At 56.9% G+C, this 16,341-nt stretch carries 14 protein-coding genes and 2 tRNA genes; 11 read left to right on the top strand and 5 right to left on the bottom strand.

Annotated features, from left to right (window positions below; genetic code table 11):
- Positions 1 to 57: 57 nt before the first annotated feature.
- The 3 genes from SFLMC1_RS07410 to SFLMC1_RS07400 all read right to left on the bottom strand — a co-directional run bounded on the left by SFLMC1_RS07410 (position 58) and on the right by SFLMC1_RS07400 (position 3,601).
- The gene (locus SFLMC1_RS07410; RefSeq protein ID WP_152074406.1) at positions 58 to 936 is read right to left on the bottom strand and encodes a dihydrodipicolinate synthase family protein; all 879 of its coding nucleotides are present in this window, start codon (positions 934 to 936) and stop codon (positions 58 to 60) included.
- 89 nt (positions 937 to 1,025) lie between these two features.
- Positions 1,026 to 2,003 (bottom strand): 2-keto-3-deoxygluconate permease, encoded by a 978-nt coding sequence (locus SFLMC1_RS07405; RefSeq protein ID WP_152074405.1) that lies wholly within the window; start codon positions 2,001 to 2,003, stop codon positions 1,026 to 1,028.
- Between the two features lie 71 nt (positions 2,004 to 2,074).
- On the bottom strand, positions 2,075 to 3,601 hold the full coding sequence (locus SFLMC1_RS07400) for a UxaA family hydrolase (protein WP_152074404.1): 1,527 nt from the start codon (positions 3,599 to 3,601) through the stop codon (positions 2,075 to 2,077).
- Positions 3,602 to 3,800: 199 nt separating this feature from the next.
- Here SFLMC1_RS07400 and SFLMC1_RS07395 point away from each other — a divergent pair, with 199 nt between their 5' ends.
- On the top strand, positions 3,801 to 4,556 hold the full coding sequence (locus SFLMC1_RS07395) for an IclR family transcriptional regulator (protein WP_152074403.1): 756 nt from the start codon (positions 3,801 to 3,803) through the stop codon (positions 4,554 to 4,556).
- Positions 4,557 to 4,658: 102 nt separating this feature from the next.
- A tRNA-Gly gene (locus SFLMC1_RS07390) sits at positions 4,659 to 4,733 on the top strand.
- Positions 4,734 to 5,090: 357 nt separating this feature from the next.
- On the opposite strand, the gene SFLMC1_RS07385 is transcribed toward SFLMC1_RS07390, so the two are convergent.
- Positions 5,091 to 5,366: a hypothetical protein gene (locus SFLMC1_RS07385; RefSeq protein ID WP_152074402.1), complete on the bottom strand. Its 276-nt coding sequence runs from the start codon at positions 5,364 to 5,366 to the stop codon at positions 5,091 to 5,093.
- Between the two features lie 367 nt (positions 5,367 to 5,733).
- Positions 5,734 to 7,407 (bottom strand): RNA-binding domain-containing protein, encoded by a 1,674-nt coding sequence (locus SFLMC1_RS07380; RefSeq protein ID WP_152074401.1) that lies wholly within the window; start codon positions 7,405 to 7,407, stop codon positions 5,734 to 5,736.
- Between the two features lie 398 nt (positions 7,408 to 7,805).
- Between SFLMC1_RS07380 and purB the strand changes: the two genes are divergently transcribed.
- From purB to SFLMC1_RS07335, 9 genes are all read left to right on the top strand, one after another.
- On the top strand, positions 7,806 to 9,152 hold the full coding sequence (purB, locus tag SFLMC1_RS07375) for an adenylosuccinate lyase (protein WP_152074400.1): 1,347 nt from the start codon (positions 7,806 to 7,808) through the stop codon (positions 9,150 to 9,152).
- A 129-nt stretch (positions 9,153 to 9,281) separates the two neighbouring features.
- A complete protein-coding gene (locus SFLMC1_RS07370; RefSeq protein WP_152074399.1) occupies positions 9,282 to 9,545 on the top strand; it encodes a TIGR03905 family TSCPD domain-containing protein in 264 nt (87 codons plus the stop codon).
- Entirely contained in the window at positions 9,545 to 10,756 is a 1,212-nt protein-coding gene (locus tag SFLMC1_RS07365) for a twin-arginine translocation signal domain-containing protein (protein ID WP_152074398.1), read from the top strand. Before SFLMC1_RS07370 ends, SFLMC1_RS07365 begins: the two co-directional genes overlap by 1 nt.
- A 153-nt stretch (positions 10,757 to 10,909) precedes the next feature.
- Positions 10,910 to 11,632, top strand: coding sequence for a response regulator transcription factor (locus SFLMC1_RS07360; RefSeq protein ID WP_117735814.1), 723 nt, complete (start codon positions 10,910 to 10,912; stop codon positions 11,630 to 11,632).
- A gap of 12 nt (positions 11,633 to 11,644) precedes the next feature.
- Positions 11,645 to 13,210, top strand: coding sequence for a sensor histidine kinase (locus SFLMC1_RS07355; protein WP_152074397.1), 1,566 nt, complete (start codon positions 11,645 to 11,647; stop codon positions 13,208 to 13,210).
- A gap of 118 nt (positions 13,211 to 13,328) precedes the next feature.
- Entirely contained in the window at positions 13,329 to 14,207 is an 879-nt protein-coding gene (locus tag SFLMC1_RS07350; protein ID WP_152074540.1) for a phosphoribosylaminoimidazolesuccinocarboxamide synthase, read from the top strand.
- A complete protein-coding gene (locus tag SFLMC1_RS07345) occupies positions 14,208 to 14,783 on the top strand; it encodes a hypothetical protein (protein WP_152074396.1) in 576 nt (191 codons plus the stop codon).
- 89 nt (positions 14,784 to 14,872) lie between these two features.
- Positions 14,873 to 16,153 (top strand): aminopeptidase, encoded by a 1,281-nt coding sequence (locus tag SFLMC1_RS07340; RefSeq protein WP_152074395.1) that lies wholly within the window; start codon positions 14,873 to 14,875, stop codon positions 16,151 to 16,153.
- 28 nt (positions 16,154 to 16,181) lie between these two features.
- Positions 16,182 to 16,257: transfer RNA gene (locus SFLMC1_RS07335), tRNA-Lys, on the top strand.
- Positions 16,258 to 16,341 lie beyond the last annotated feature (84 nt).

Here is a 16,341-nt window from a genome sequence, read left to right as displayed (position 1 = left end):
ACAAAGGTATTTGGATCGATGTGAAGACGATAATCTCACATCGATCCAAATACAAGTCTATGACAGGAGTTGTTCGATTGTTGCCTTTTGGTCATCACTGGCCTGTATGGCGGGATCAAAGATCGCGGTCGAGATTGGAAGACCCTTTATATTGACCGCTACTTTGATGGCAGATATAAACAAATCGCAGGCGTCGTAGACGGCCATGAGCGACGAGATGCGCTCGGCGCACTCGATGGCGGTCGCGAAGTCGCCTGCCTGGTAGGCGCCGTGCATCCTCACAAAGAGCTCGGGCTCCACGTTGGTGAGGCCACACAGGACACCGTTGCCGCCGCTCGCGCGATTGACCAGGTAGTACTCGTCGAAGCCGGAAAGGACCGAGAACTCGGGGTTGACCTTGCGGACGGCGCGGATGACCTTGCGCGTGTGGCTGATGGTGTCGACCGTGTCCTTGATGCCGCAGATATTCGGATGGGCGGCGGCGAGCCTGGCCACGAGCTTGGGCGACAGGTCGGTGCCGGTGCGCGCCGGAAAGTTGTATAGCACGACGGGCAGGTCGGTGGCGTCTGCGATGCCACCAAAGTACTTTTCGGCAGCGTCGTCGGTAGGCCCGAAGTAGTACGGCGAGACCGCCAGAACCGCGTCGGCACCGGCCTTTTGGGCATAGCGCGTGAGTTCGAGGACGTTGTCGTAGGTGGTGTCACCCACGCCGACAAAGACCTTCATGCGGCTGGCGACCCGCTTGACGGCAAAGTCGACGACCGACTTCTTGTCCTCGAGGCTCACGCTGTAGAACTCGCCGATGCTGCCAAACAACAGCACGCCGTCAATGCCGGCATCGGCGAGGTGATCCAGGTGCCTGCCCCACAGCTCGTAGTCGATCGCTCCGTCGTCATCGGTGATGGTTATGGAAGGGCAAAAAATTCCCTCAAACATTGCCGCTGCTCCTTTTTTGGGATCGTTGTCCTATCAGGTTATGTGTGTCGGATATGTATGCTGCGGTATTAAGCGACAATAGCGTCGCCTCACGCAACCTCTTGTGAGTTCTTCTCGTCAAATTTGGGGCAGCCCCATTTGCGGGCGACCCAATCTACCACGGGCGGAACGATGATAGCCGTTATAACGACTGCCGCCGCAATCTGCGTCGTAGCGGCTGCAACATACGGCTGCCACGAAGGATCGATGACGCCGACCGCCGCTGGTGTCGCGATGGTGTTGCCGGCGGCAGACGCGATGGCGGCGCCAGCATAGCCAGGACGACGACCGATGAACTTGTCGGCAAGCAGCGCGCAACCGCCGCCGACAAAGAAGACCATGGCGGTCAAAACGAGACCGGAGACGCCTGCCTCGATGACACTCGAGAAATTAATACCGGCTCCAATGCAAAACCCCACAAACGGTACAACAAGCCCAGCGCCAGCCTGGAAGAAAGCTCGAAGATCCTCATCGAGATTTCCCAAAATACAACCGAGGATCAGCGGGACAATGGCCGCGAACAGTGACAGAAGCGGAATGTTGGCCATGCCTGAGGCGGAGAGTGTGAGCAATGCGAGGAACGGTCCGTCATGGATGTTCATGATACTCTGTGCCGCTGTATCCGCAGGGTCACCGTACTCGCTCATGAGCGAGAGATACAACGATCCGTTTGCGCCCGTGACCGAGCTGATAATAGCCAAGACGGAAACGCCCAGAACTCCTGCCTTTCCAAAGATGGCGCCGACCGCCAGACCTAAGACGACGCCGGCGGCATATTTCGCAAGCAGAAGGACCGATCCTCGCTTGAGCGCCTCGCCAACCTGATTTAAGCGCAGGTTGGTGCCGACAAAGAAAATCTGCAGACCTACAACGGTTGCCGTTCCAGCGCTTGAGAAGAGTGCCGTGGTAAACGATCCGATCTTAAGGGCATCAGGACAAAATGTGTTAAGGGCGGCACCGATCAACAGCGGTACCACCATGAGACCGGCGGGTATTTTCTGGAGTGTTTTTAAAATGGGAAGATGCATGGTCTGTCTCTTTCTGCGGCGGCCCGTCATGTAGATACATATGACGGGCCGCCGCCTGGGCTGATGGCTTACTACATGTAATTGCAGATGTGCGGAAGGGCGGTCTCGGTATAGCCAAGGACCTCGGCGCAGACCTTGCGGCCGTTGCAGACGGCAATGATGTCGTCGAGCATCCTGTCGCGCATCTCTTCCATGGACTCGGGGCCGTAGATCGTCGGGCTCGCGTCGAGGTCGGTGTTGTCCTTCATGACCTCATAGGTGCGCTTGTTGGCGGTCAGGCGATAGACGGGCGCGATGGCGTTTCCGGTGGGGGTACCGAGGCCGGTCGAGAAGACTACGAGCTGGCAGCCGCCCGCGATGATGCCGCCCACGCTAGAGGGGTCGTTGCCGGGAGTGTCCATCACGACGAGTCCCTCGTGCGGCTTGAGCTGTGCTGCATACGGATAGACGGCGTTGAGGGGGCTGTGGCCGCCCTTGTGCACGCAGCCGAGGGACTTCTCCTCGAGGGTCGTGAGTCCGCCGGCCATGTTTCCGGGGCTGGGGTTGCCCTCGCGCATCTCGGCACCGAACATCTGGACGTACTTCTCGTAGTCGTAGACGATCTTGAGGATGTCGTCCGAAACCTGTTTGTCCTTCGCGCGACGGGCGAGGATGTGCTCGGCGCCAAAGAGCTCGGGTGTCTCGCACAGCACGGAGGTGGCGCCATGGTTGACGAGCCAGTCGGAGACCTCGCCGATCAGCGGGTTGGAGCCCAGGCCGCTCGAGGGGTCGGAGCCGCCGCAGTTGGTGCCGAAGATGAGCTCGGAGATGTCAGTGGGCTCGCGGACACACCGGTCTGCCTCGGCGACCATCTTGCGGGCAAGGCGCGTGCCCTCCTCGATTGCCCTGATGGAGCCACCGACCTTCTGGATGACCAGGGTCTCGATGGGCTTGTTGGTGCGCTCACGAATCGCGTCGACCACGATGTCGTTCTGGCAGCCCTCGCAGCCCAGGGAGACGCAGACGATGCCGTAGATATTGGGGTTTGCGGCATAGCCGGCAAGCGCGGCGATGGTCACCTTTTGGTCGCAGTCGACCTGCGAGCAGCCGTTTTGGTTATGAAAAGAGACACATCCCTCGACCGCATTTGCGATTCTCTCCGTGGTGTCAGATGCACAGATGCTCGTGGGAAGAATCAGGACGTGGTTGCGGATGCCGACGCGACCGTCGGGTCGGCGGAATCCCATAAACGTGCGTGTCCCCTCGACGGTAGACGAGGATTTGACCGCGACAGCGGAGGTGTTGGTCACAACTGCATCCTTCAGGTCGTCCGAACTTTCGCAGTTGTGCGTGTGAACGTGCTCTCCTCGCCTGATGTCCTTGGTAGCCACTCCGATGAACTCACCATACTTGACGATCTTCTCCCCTTTGGGAATATCCACGAGGGCAATCTTGTGGAACAGTGGGATGTCATCGGTCACCGCGACGGCCTCCATGGTTCCATCCGGCGTTGGGTAACGAGCCTCGTCACCAGCCTTCAGCTGGTAGGTGGCGACGGCGACGTTGTCCCTCTGATCGATGACAACGGCGTTTTGACCTTGGCTTACAACGTCTGACATGTTTCCTCCCTATGTCCACTTGAATAGCGTTCGTAAATGCGAACGCTATTCGTTATACGGAACAGTATATATGAAATGCTAAAGACCCCACACGGGCCCGCCGCGAATGGTTTTGGTTGGCCGGTGAACGGTTGCTTTAAGGGGCACGCCGCTATACTTACGGGGAAAGTCTGGGCGCTAATGAACAAGGAGCGTTGCCATGCCCTCGCGATATAATCCTGCTGGCCACCGTTCTACCTTGCGGGTTCTATCAATCTTCGAAGCCCTTTCGGCTACAAAGAGCGGACTTACCATGGCGGAGATATGCCGCATTGTCGGCGCTCCAAAGAGTAGTCTCTTCTCGATTCTGCACACCATGGCCGATTCAGATTACGTTAGTTATGACGAGACTACCGGTAGGTATTCGATTGGGCTTAAGACGTATCTGCTGGGCAAGGCATTCGATCGTGAGAGTGGGGGATTGTCCTCTTTTGAGACAGCCATGCGAAAGGTTGTCGCATCGTGCGGAGAGACCTGTCAGCTCGGTGTGCTCGACCACGGCCGTGTCCTCTATATTTCGCGCGTTGATTCCCCCCAGCACATCCGTCTTTCATCGGAAATCGGTAAGACCCTTCCTGCACACTGCACGGCGATTGGAAAGGCGATTCTATCTCGATGGGATGAGGAGTCGGTTCGCTCGCTGCTTCCTGTTCCATTCGAAAAAACGACTGAGCATGCGGTAAAAAACGTGGATGACCTGATGCGGCAGCTCGAAGAGGTCCGACGGTGCGGTTTTGCATATGATCATCAGGAGATGGCAGAAGGGGTTGAGTGCGTCGCCGTTCCCATAGAAAAAGGCGGGCGTCTCTATGGTTTGAGCGTTTCGGTCCCTGCGTATCGTTTTGACACTGAGGTGCAAAACGGGGTAGAACACGCGCTTTCTGATGCAAAAGATCAGCTAAAGCACGTGTCGTAGGCCTTCGCATCGGGGTGTGCGACGGTGCGCTGCATTTATATTGCTCCCTTGTGACGCTCGGTATATACTAGGCAAGCATCCGATTTGCTGGAATGCATAATTGCGGGCATCGCCAAGTGGTAAGGCATCAGCTTCCCAAGCTGACACTCGCGGGTTCAAGTCCCGTTGCCCGCTCCAGTAAAAAGCACAAGCACGGCACCATTACGGTGCCGTGCTTTTTTTCAATAAAGAGCCGAGACTCGAACCCGACAGGGCACCCATTGGTAACACTACAAAGTGTTACCAATGGGTGCCCTCAGTGCTGGCTTATATACTGATGACATGAGATGCCAAGCATGCAATGGGCCTCTTGGGCGTCTGAGACAATCTCTCCGATGGTGATATCGACCTGCTCCTGCGCCAGCTTCGTCTCCTCATTTTCAAGTCGGTCGGCCTTGGCCGAGATGCTCACGCTCCTGTCCATAAGGTCGGCGATGACGGATTCGACGTCTACGGCAAGCCTCGGCACCTTAACGGAGCGTAAATCCGTTGAGTCTAGATGGGGGTTGAAGTTCCATATGCGTTACGAACAACATAGGGGCTTCCCAGCAGAGGATCATTCAGGAAAGTCAGGAGATACCCTGCGCATACCTTGCTTTCGTCAACTTTAATGCGCATCAGGTCGTGGCTCCCAAAAAGACCTTCTTGATTTTCCGTAAGCATGATGGCCCTGCCAAGGATGCCGTATTTCTGGCCAGAACAAGCCATGATGATCGTTCCGCTATGCAGAATGTATTTCCCCCAGTTGTTAACGAGTTTGGCGTAGATCATTTTGGATGATTTTTAATGAAAGAAAAAGAAGCCAACAAACATAAAAACGGCCTCTAAGACGTTGGGCGTTTTTACGGTTGAGGAAGGTGGAACTTGAGAAATGGTCTGCCATGAGCGCTCCCTGCCGCTCATGCATGGAGTGGCAGGGAGCTATTTTTGTTGTATGAGACTGCCGTCTCGCGAGGTCGCAATGCCCGATTGGGTGTCGACTTCAGTTGGATCAACCATATGCGCTGTTGCCTGACGCTGTGCGATGCTAGGCGACGAAGGATGTGTCCTATCACGACTGGCAGTCAGGCGCATTCTGGGCTAGTTGCGCACTTGGCTTGGAATGTACTTGTTGGCAGAATCGAAATCGCGAGTCATATCACTCGACTATGTGCCACTCAGCAGCCGAAGTGCTTCCAGCGTTGGTGATGCGACCAGCTTTCCGTAGGCTTTGGAGCAGATAGCTTACATGGTCGCCTTTTTGCTTTGCCGTAAGGTCTGCCGGCAAGGCATGATCCAGCCCTGCGATAATCTCCGCTCTTGAACATGGGCGCACGCGCAGGAGTTCCAAAATCAGTTCCTTGAAGACACTGTTGTCTACGCCTTTGTTTCGCACATACTCGCTGTGGGCACCGGTGGCCGCTGCCACCTCGGCTGAGACCGTCAGTTTGGGGTAGCGGCCTCTAACGAGGCCCTGTTCATGAAGTAGGCGCGACTGTTCTTTTGTGACGGGCAACCCCTTCTGAACGAGGTCCAACAGCAGCACTGTCACCAAATCAAGATTTCGATTGCTTGCGAGAAGTCGAGAATAGTCCTCGTTGAGAACCGTACCGTACAGTGTTACGGCAACGCGCCCAATCTCAGATAGATCGTAGGTGGGCATTGGTAATAGGCGGTTGCGCTGAATGTCGAAGACGTTGCGAATGCCTATGGCGTTGCGGTCCATCATGCCTGTTTTGTTCATGGCGCTTGAAAGCAGGGGGTTACGGTAGTAGGGCGGTTTGTAGCCGCTCGCGAGCGCGTTCTCTATCGTCTCGGGGATAAAAGTACCCTCGTTCTTGAATACAAGCTTATCCTCATACTCGAGAACGTTGATCTTCCCTGACATCCTGAAATCTTGATGTGCTATGGCGTTATGGAGAAGTTCTCGAATGACTTCGGGACTGTAACGATGCGCTTCGGTGGGAAATAGCGTCTCTTCACGGTCGAAGAAGCGATATTTTTCGTTTCTTATCTTTCCCAGGATACGATCGACCTGCAGAATGAAGGGCGGCTCAAAGTGCTCATAGGCCATAGTGGAGCCGTCGCTCGCATAGAGCGTCCAAGTGATGCGCGGCTCGATACCACCCAGAAAGACGCTCGATTCCGGTTTGCCCAGAAGAACGAGCGCCGCATTGCTCACGTGGCCGTGGATTACAAGCGCCATCTTGCTGAGGATGGATTCTTCATCGAGGCTACGAACGGCGGGCTGGCTTTCTCCGAACTTTTCGACGAATTTGGAGCACGCAAAGCTAACTGCCTCTGGATCAAGGTCATCGAGGTTTGCCTCGTAGGCAATCTGACGCGACCAGTCGGGTCGACTCTGCCCGTAGATGGCGTCGAGTTTGAACTTGGGCATCTCTACGAGGGATTCATTCTCACGTGACCAGGGGATTCCGTGCCAGGTCGTTGGCGTTGCGAAGCTGCCAGCCGGTATCTGGAAAGCAATGACTCTCTTGCCATCAACCTCAAACTCGTAAATCTCTTCGAAAGTCATGCCGTTATTTGTGTATTGGGCGATCTCGTGCTTTAGACGTCGCAGGCCGACGCTTGGCGTTTGGGATTCTTTACGGTAGGCGGTCCCCTTTATTTGGCGGTCGTTTGAAATGCCAAAGAAAAGCCATCCGCACTCTGCCTTGCGCAAATTTGCCTCATTGCTGAGGGCGGAAAAATACTTGCCAATGTCCTCGAAATCATAGTTCTGCTTTGCTGCCTTGTATTCGACGACCTCGGTCTCGACGTCGGCAATGATGCGCAGAAGCAGGGAGGGCATTTCGCTCGGTTTTCGTATCATGACACTCCATATAATGTAATTTAATCCGCAACTAATGTAATCATATCTCTCGCTACATTAGTCAGTCGCACATAAGACTATAGACCAGCTGTGAGCTCATATATTTCAATGCATATAATGTTTGCGCTTTCCATTGACCTTGCAGGGCAGCTGCCAGGGGAAACGGCAAACAGTACGTCTCCTTCTAATGTAATTTTGCGTGTAGCTTCGCAGATAGCGACTGAAATTACATTAGTTCACGCAGCTGTTGCCGCTTGCTGCGGTGACACCGCAGCCCATTTACATTGCCCGCTCCAATTCCAAAATGTTAGGTTAATGCCCGTTATCGTTACTCGCACCCACGCACGGTACAATGGTTGGGTTACGACCAACGTGCCAATAACCAAAAAGGAGCCGCTATGATCGATCGCTATACCCGCCCGGAGATGGGACACATCTTCTCCCTCGAGAATAAGTACGCCATTTGGCAGGAGATTGAGGTCCTGGCCTGCGAGGCCCAGGCGGAGCTCGGCAAGATCGGTATTTCCAAAGAAGAGGCCCAGTGGATTCGCGACCACGCCAACTTCGAGAAGGCAAAGGTCGACGAGATCGAGGAGGTCACGTGCCACGATGTCATCGCCTTCCTGACCAACATGAAGGAATATATCGACGCCGATGTTCCCGAGGGCGAGCCCAAGCCTAGCCGCTGGGTTCACTACGGTATGACTAGCTCCGACCTGGGTGATACGGCTCTGTGCTATCAGCTTACTCAGGCATGTGACCTGATTGTCGAGGACGTTAAGAAGCTTGGCGAAATCTGCAAGCGTCGCGCCTTCGAGGAGCGCAACACGCTCTGCGCCGGCCGCACCCATGGCATCCATGCCGAGCCGATGACCTTCGGTATGAAGTTTGGCTCTTGGGCATGGGAGCTCAAGCGTGACCTCGATCGTCTTGAGGACGCTCGCAAGAACGTTGCCTTCGGTGCCATCTCGGGTGCTGTCGGCACCTACAGCTCCATCGAGCCGTTCGTCGAGGAGTACGTCTGCGAGCACCTGGGTCTGGTCCACGATCCGCTGTCCACGCAGGTCATCAGCCGCGACCACCACGCCTACCTTGCCGGCGTGCTTGCCACTACAGCGGCCACCTGCGAGCGCATCGCAACCGAGGTTCGCAATCTGCAGAAGACCGATACGCTCGAGGCCGAGGAGCCGTTCCGCAAGGGTCAAAAGGGCAGCTCCGCCATGCCGCACAAGCGCAACCCCATCACCATGGAGAAGGTCTGCGGCCTGTCGCGCGTCGTGAAGTCCAACGCCCAGGTCGCCTTCGACAACGTTGCCCTGTGGCACGAGCGCGATATTTCGCACTCCTCTGCCGAGCGCGTCGCCCAGGCCGATAGCTTCATCGCACTCGACCACATGTTCCAGTGCCTCATCCGTGTTATCGACGGCTTGCAGCTGTACCCTGCCCGCATGATGGCCAACCTCAATAAGACCCGCGGCCTGATTTTCTCCTCCAAGGTGCTGCTGGCTCTCGTCGATACAGGCATCACCCGCGAGGACGCCTACGCTATTGTGCAGGAAAATGCCATGGCCACCTGGCACGAGGTGCAGGACTGTGTCTCCGGCCCCACCTTTAAGGAGCGTCTCGAAGCCGATCCGCGCTGCACCGTCAGCCAGGAGAAGCTCGACGAGATCTTTGATCCGTGGGACTTCCTTACCCGCATCGATACGGTCTTCGATCGCTTGGAGCAGTTGAGCTTCGAGTAGGTTCGGGCATAACATTAGCTTTTTAGGGCGCTTTGCTGGTAATGTGTGTTGCCGGCAAAGCGCCTCGTTGCATTTAGGGAAAGACGGGGATAATAGACGACTGAAATTGCTTTACGAGAGGGGATCTCAATGATTAGTTTTGACTACAAGCCTCAAGGTGTATGTTCTCGCAATATCCACCTTGACCTTTCCGATGACGGCAGCAAGGTGCTGGGCGTCGAGTTTACCGGCGGCTGCGATGGCAACCTCAAGGCCATCTCCAGGCTGGTCGAGGGCGCTCCCACCGATCGCGTAATCGAGGTTCTCGCCGGTAATACCTGCGGTATGAGAAAGACCTCATGCGCCGATCAGCTCACACGCGCTATCGAGGCCGCTCGCGCAGAGATCGCCTAATGGGCATCGCTGATCGCTTTAAGAATGGAATAACGCGTCGAGGTTTTGTGCTGGGCGGCGCCGCTACCGGTGCTGCTGCCGTACTGGCCGGTTGCTCGAAAAAAACGGGCACCAGCGATGATGCTGCTGGCGAGCCGCAGGTTATCAAGGACGATTCGAAGATTGTCTCGATCACTGATGAATACGAAGCTGTTGATATCGATCTTGAGCCCGCGGCTTCGTGGACACTGCCGCTGGGCACGCTGCTGTACTACTGCGACGGCGACTACGCCGCCGCGATGATGGCGCCTGCTTCTGCCCTGCATGCCAATACGCTTGGTGTGCTCAACCTGGGCGATGGCTCGCTTACCACACTTATCGAGGATCCCGTTGAGGGAACCGGTTATGCGTTTTACGACGTCCGCGCGGGTGATGGCGTGTTCGCGTGGGTCGAGATGAACTTTGCCAATGCGTCTTGGAAACTCTATGCGCAAAACCTTGCAGGTGCCTCCCTTACCGGCAACGCTGTCGAGCTCGACCGCGGTGGCAAAAACTACGATCCGCCACTCTTCGCAGCGTATGGGTCGTCGGTCATCTGGTATAAGATGCCTTCGTCCGGCGGCACCAAGACGAGTAACGATTCGTATTGCTACCGTCAGTCGCCCAGCGAGTCCAAGCCTGAGACTATTTGGAAGTCGACGGGCCGCTTCGCATCCGCCCCGCGTGTGAGCGACGGCATCCTGACCATCTCGCCCCGCGTGCACAATGATGAGGGCGTCTATTACGGGATGACGGCGATCGACCTGACTGACGGCAACAACACGAAGCGAGCTCAGCTGGTGCTTCCTTCGTCGGTTTCGCCTTTCGAGGCCGTGTATATGGGCGACACCTTCGTGTTCTCCATTGAGGCGACGTATAGCGGTGTGGGCAGCCTGGGCAATATGGGCACCTATATCGGTAACGAGGGCGGGCCGTACCTCTTCCTTTCGCGTGAGCCGCTCGCGTGCGCTGCAGGAAGGAAAAATAAATACCTGGTTAAAGTTCAGGCGTCGCATTTTTTGATTGACACTTCGGCTAAGACCTACGGCTCGCTTCTGTCGCCCGACCGAGCCTTGGAGTATGGCGATTATCCTGCTACGGCGGGTAAATCGAACTCGTTCTTAACGTACGCAACGGTGCGTAACAGCCAGGGAATTCCCGAGACGGTCACCGCTCGCTTGTTCTCTCTTTAGTCTCCGAGGGGTTAAAAAGGCGCCGGCAGGGGAATAAGCGCGTTGTGATTATGAGTACCGCCCGCCGAGCTATCGCACCCATGCGATACCCGGTGGGCTCAGGTGCGTTAAAATGAGCTTGTTCTTAGCTAATTGAGACAGGGGGGCCGTGTTATGGCTTCAGATGCAAAAAAGATTCTGCTGGTCGAGGATGAGAAGGCAATCCGTGACGCTGTCGCTGCCTATCTCGAGCGCGAGGGCTATTGGGTTGTGGGCGTGGGCGACGGCCAGTCCGCTATCGAGGAGTTCGAGAAGCATCAGTTCGACCTGGTCGTGCTCGACCTCATGCTCCCTAAGATTCCCGGCGAGCGCGTTTGCCGCACCATTCGCGACACCTCGGATGTCCCCATCATTATGCTGACGGCCAAGGGCGAGATCGAGGATCGTATTATCGGCCTCGAGCTCGGTGCCGACGACTACCTGATCAAGCCGTTCTCGCCGCGCGAGCTTGTCGCGCGCGTACGCGCCTTGTTCCGCCGTGCCCACCAGGCCGATGAGCCGGCCGTCGAGGTGCTCGACTTTGGCGATCTGGTCATTGACATCTCGGGCCACAAGATTTTGGTCGAGGGCAAGGAAGTCGACCTGACGGCTTCCGAGTTCAAGCTGCTCACCACACTTGCCCGTCACCCCGGTCGTGTCTACAACCGCATGGAGCTGGTCGAGAAGGTGCTCGGCTACGACTTTGAGGGTTACGAGCGCACCATCGACAGCCACGTGAAGAACCTTCGCGCCAAGCTAGGCGACGACCCCAAGAAGCCCAAGTGGCTCTACACCGTCCACGGTGTCGGCTATCGCTTCGAGGCTCCGACCAAGACCGATAAGTCGGACGAGAAATAAAGGAAATCACATATGACACCTGCGCGCTTTGAAATCGGGCAAAAGCATAAGCAGGAGAACGAGGCGGGTTCCAAGGCTAGTTGGAACACGCCTCGTTCCGATTCACGGCCAACGATGAGCTATCCCTCGCGCATGGCCCTGGCTTTCGCCCTGACATCGCTCATGACGGTACTGGTACTGGTAGGTGTGGTTTCCGTTGTATGGGGTACGGTTTTTTCGGACTACACGCGCTCCAATATCGTCGAAATCGCCAATTCCGCAGCCGAAAAGCTTGCGACGTCGTACGAGGAAAACGGCAATTGGACTGCGGGCGAGCTGCGCACGGTCGCGACATCGAGTTTGGTGTCCGACGATCTGGGCATGCAGGTCGTCAATAAAAAGGGCGTTGTCGTCTATGACGACTCGTGGCCCTCGGCAAGCGCTACTGCCGATGTACGCGAAAATCAGGCGACGACCGACGGTACGAGCGGAAAGAAGGCATCGCACAGCCCGGTCTCGTCTGCTCCCACCGATTCCAATAGTGTTGCCAACGTTGAGATCGTGACGTCCTCCGGCGAGCACGTGGGTCAGGTCAAATTGTGGGCGATTGGCTCCGATGCCCTGCTCACCAAGGCAGACTCAGCATTCAGGGAGAAGACCTTTAACGCCATGGCCCTTGCTGCGGTTGTGGCCGTCTGCATCTCGGTCGTTATCGGATCACTCGTGTCGCGCATGCTCACCAAGCCGATCCATCGTATAACCAGCACCGCCAAGCAAATCCGCGATGGAGACCTGTCCGCTCGTACGGGCTTGCGCGGCGATGATGAGATCGATCAGCTGGGAGAGACCTTCGACGAGATGGCCACCTCACTCGAAAAGGATATGAAGCACGAGAAGCGCCTGACCTCTGATGTTGCCCACGAGCTGCGCACGCCGCTCATGGCAATGCTTGCAACGGTCGAGGCCATGCAAGACGGTGTGTATCCCACCGATGACGAACACCTGGAGACAGTCGCATCCGAGACGCGTCGTCTGGCCCGTCTGGTGCAGCAGATGCTCGACCTGTCGCGTATGGAAAACAGTACCGCGCCGCTTAACCTGGAGCCGGTGGATATGGTGCCGTTTGTGCGTTCGATTGTGAATGGCCAGGAGCGCCTGTTTGCCGACCGTGACCTGCGTTTGCGCTTTGCAGATGAGACGCAGGGCCACGATGACGTTGTCGAGGCAGATCCCGACATGATCACGCAATGCGTCATCAACCTTTTGAGTAACGCCATGCGCTATACCCCCGAGGGGGGTTGGGTCGTGGTGTCGGTACTCAGTGACCGCAAGCACGTCGATATCGCGGTTTCGGATACGGGCATCGGTATCGCCAAGGATGATTTGTCGCGCATCTTCGGTCGTTTTTGGCGTGCCGACGCCAGTCGCGCCCGCGAAGCGGGTGGCCTGGGCGTGGGTCTCGCCGTGACCAAGCAGATTGTCGAGCGTCATCACGGCTACATATCCGTGGAGTCGGAGCTTGGAAAGGGTACGACTTTTACGATTCATCTGCCTCGCGAGCACACGGCGGACGCGGCATCTACTACAATGGAGCACTAGCTTTTCGCTATTCGGTGAAGGAGGGGTTTCGTCCCTGCCGCTCCGAGTTTGCGAAAACGTGCGGGAAAGAACCCGCATTACTGTCGTATTTTGGTAAGGAGTGACTCACGTGACAACGATGGAGCGTCGTCCGGATTCCCGTGGCAAGGTTCGTGATATCTATGATGCCGGTGAAAACCTGCTGATGGTCGCCACCGACCGCATTTCTGCGTTCGACTTCATTCTTCCCGACGAGATTCCGTTTAAGGGAGAGGTGCTCAACCGCATCTCGGCATTCTGGTTCGATAAGTTTGCCGACATCGTTCCCAACCACCTCGTCTCCATCGACCCGGCGGATTTCCCCGAGGAGTTTGCCGAGTATCGTGACTACCTCGCAGGCCGCGCCATGCTGGTCAAGAAGGCCCAGACGATTCCTATCGAGTGCATCGTCCGCGGCTATCTGACCGGTTCGGGTAAGAAGACCTATGACGAGAACGGTACCGTCTGCGACATTCAGCTGCCCGAGGGTCTGACCGAGGCCTCCAAGCTTCCCGAGCCGCTGTTCACGCCGTCCACGAAGGCCGCGATCGGCGACCACGACGAGAACATTTCGTTCGAGCGTTGCTGTGAGATCGTGGGTGAGGACATCGCCGCGCAGATTCGCGACCTGTCCCTCAAGATTTACAAGGCCGCTGCCGAGTATGCCGCCACTCGAGGCATCATCATCGCCGACACCAAGTTCGAGTTCGGCGTTATCGATGGCAAGGTTACGCTGATCGACGAGTGCCTCACGCCCGACTCCAGCCGTTTCTGGCCTGCCGCCAGCTACGAGGAGGGCAAGATTCAGCCCAGCTACGACAAGCAATTCGTCCGCAATTGGCTCAAAGCCAACTGGGATATGACGGGGGAGACCCCGCACCTGCCCACCGAGGTCATCGATGGCACGTCCGAGCGCTATCGCGAGGCCTTCCAGATCATCACGGGCTCCCAGTTCATAAGCATGAAGGAGAACGCATAAGTGAGTACCCGTAGCGCCACGAACAAGCGCACGCAATCCCACGAAGTTACCGGGGTTGCGCGCAAGTCCGCCGCATCTGCTAAGCCCGCCCGCCAGGCAGCGAGCTCCGTTCGCGTCGTGCCGGCTTCGTCTAAAGCTCGCCGCAAAGAGCTCGAGAAGGGTGAAAACCTGGAAGGCCTCTCTAAAGAGGAGAAGCGCGCCCGCAAGGCTAAGCAGCGCGCCCGTGAGGATCGCATCTACACGGTGTCGAATATCCTTCTCAAGCAGGATGAGGACTACACCAAGCGCCGCCGTATTTGGTGGGCCGTGCTCGCTATCGGCATGGTGCTCATCGTGGCAATTGGGGTTTCGTTCCACTTCGCTCCCGGCGGCACGGTGTCCAGTCCTGTTCAGATGGTTGGCATCGTTTTGTCCTACGTCGTCATTTTGGGTGACTTTATCTACGACTTCGCTCGTATTCGTCCCCTGCGCAACATGTACCGCACGCAGGCCGAGGGCATGTCCGAGAATAAGCTCAACACTCTTATCGAGCGCGCAGCTGCCGAGGAGGACAAAAAGGACTCCAAGAAGAAGTAGCGTTTGCATACATACTTATCGCTAAGATATAAGGCGCGTCGTTTTTGCGGCGCGCCTTTTTACTGTTCTATAGATAGATGGAGTGGCACATGATTCGAGCTGCCCTGACGGTCGAAGAGGCTCTGGAGGGTATGAAGGCCCTGGAGCCCAAGATTAAAAACTACGCGCGACTGATTGTCCGCAAGGGCGTAAACGTCAAGCCCGGCCAGGAGGTTGTCGTTCAGCCTCCGGTCGAGTGCGCATCCTTTGCCCGCGTGGTGGTCGCGGAGGCTTATGCCGCCGGCGCTGGCCACGTGACGGTCATTTGGGCCGATGATGCCGTGACGAGGCTCACGTACGAGCATGTCGAGAAAAGCTATTTTGAGCAGACGCCCGAGTGGAAGCGCCTGCAGCTGGATTCCCTGGCCCAGGACGGTGCCTGCTTTATCTTTATCGAGGGCGCGGACCCTGCGGCTCTCAAGGGTATCGATCCGGCCAAGCCCGCCGCGGCTTCCAAGGCAAGGAATACGCAGTGCAAGGTCTTCCGCCGTGGGCTGGACTACAACATCAACCCGTGGTGCATCGCCGGCGCGCCGGTCGTGGCATGGGCGCGCGAGGTGTTCTCGGGCGATGCGGATGAGGTTGCGATCTATAAACTATGGAATGCGATTCTGCACACCGCTCGTGCCGATGGCCAAGATCCGGAGAGCGACTGGGAACTCCATGACGCGGCGTTCGAAAAGAATTTGCGCTTCTTGAATGACAATCGTTTTGACCGCCTGCATTACACCGCGGCAAATGGAACCGATCTGACGATTGGCATGACGAAGGGTCACGAGTGGGCCGGCGGCAAGGGCAAGACGCCCGATGGGCACCCCTTCTTCCCCAACATTCCCACCGAGGAAGTCTTCACCTCGCCTGATCGTATGCGCGCCGACGGTATCGTGTACTCGGCCATGCCGCTCATTCACCACGGTAACAGGGTTGACGATTTTTGGATTAAGTTCGAGGCCGGCCGCGTAGTGGACTACGATGCCCGCGTTGGCAAGGCGACGCTCGCGAGCATCATTGACACCGACGAAGGTGCCGCTCGTCTGGGCGAGGTCGCGCTCATCTCCAAGAACACGCCGATCCGCGAAAGTGGCGTTCTGTTCTACGATACGCTCTATGACGAGAACGCCAGCTGCCATCTCGCGCTAGGTGTCGGTTTCCCCGAATGTATCGAGGATGGGTATGACATGCCCAAGGAGGAGCTCCTGGAGCATGGCGTTAACGTCTCGAGCACGCACGTCGATTTTATGATCGGCACGGACGACATCGATATTACGGGCATTACGCCCGATGGACGTGAAGTTGTGATTTTCCAGAACGGCCAATGGAGTTGGGAATAGTCCCAGACCGTGGTACAATGCCACCCGCGGGCCGTTAGCTCAGCTGGCAGAGCAGGGGACTTTTAATCCCAAGGTCCAGGGTTCGAACCCCTGACGGCCCACCATAGAAAAGAAAGCGATCGACTCCGGTTGGTCGCTCTTTTGTTGCCGGTGCACGGGTTCGAACCCGTCGGGGCGCGGAGCTGAGT

Source organism: Collinsella aerofaciens (genome assembly GCF_901212495.1).
Classification (GTDB): Bacteria; Actinomycetota; Coriobacteriia; order Coriobacteriales; family Coriobacteriaceae; genus Collinsella; species Collinsella aerofaciens_H.
Note: the sequence above shows the minus strand (reverse complement) of the source record. Positions and strands in the feature narration are given on the sequence as shown.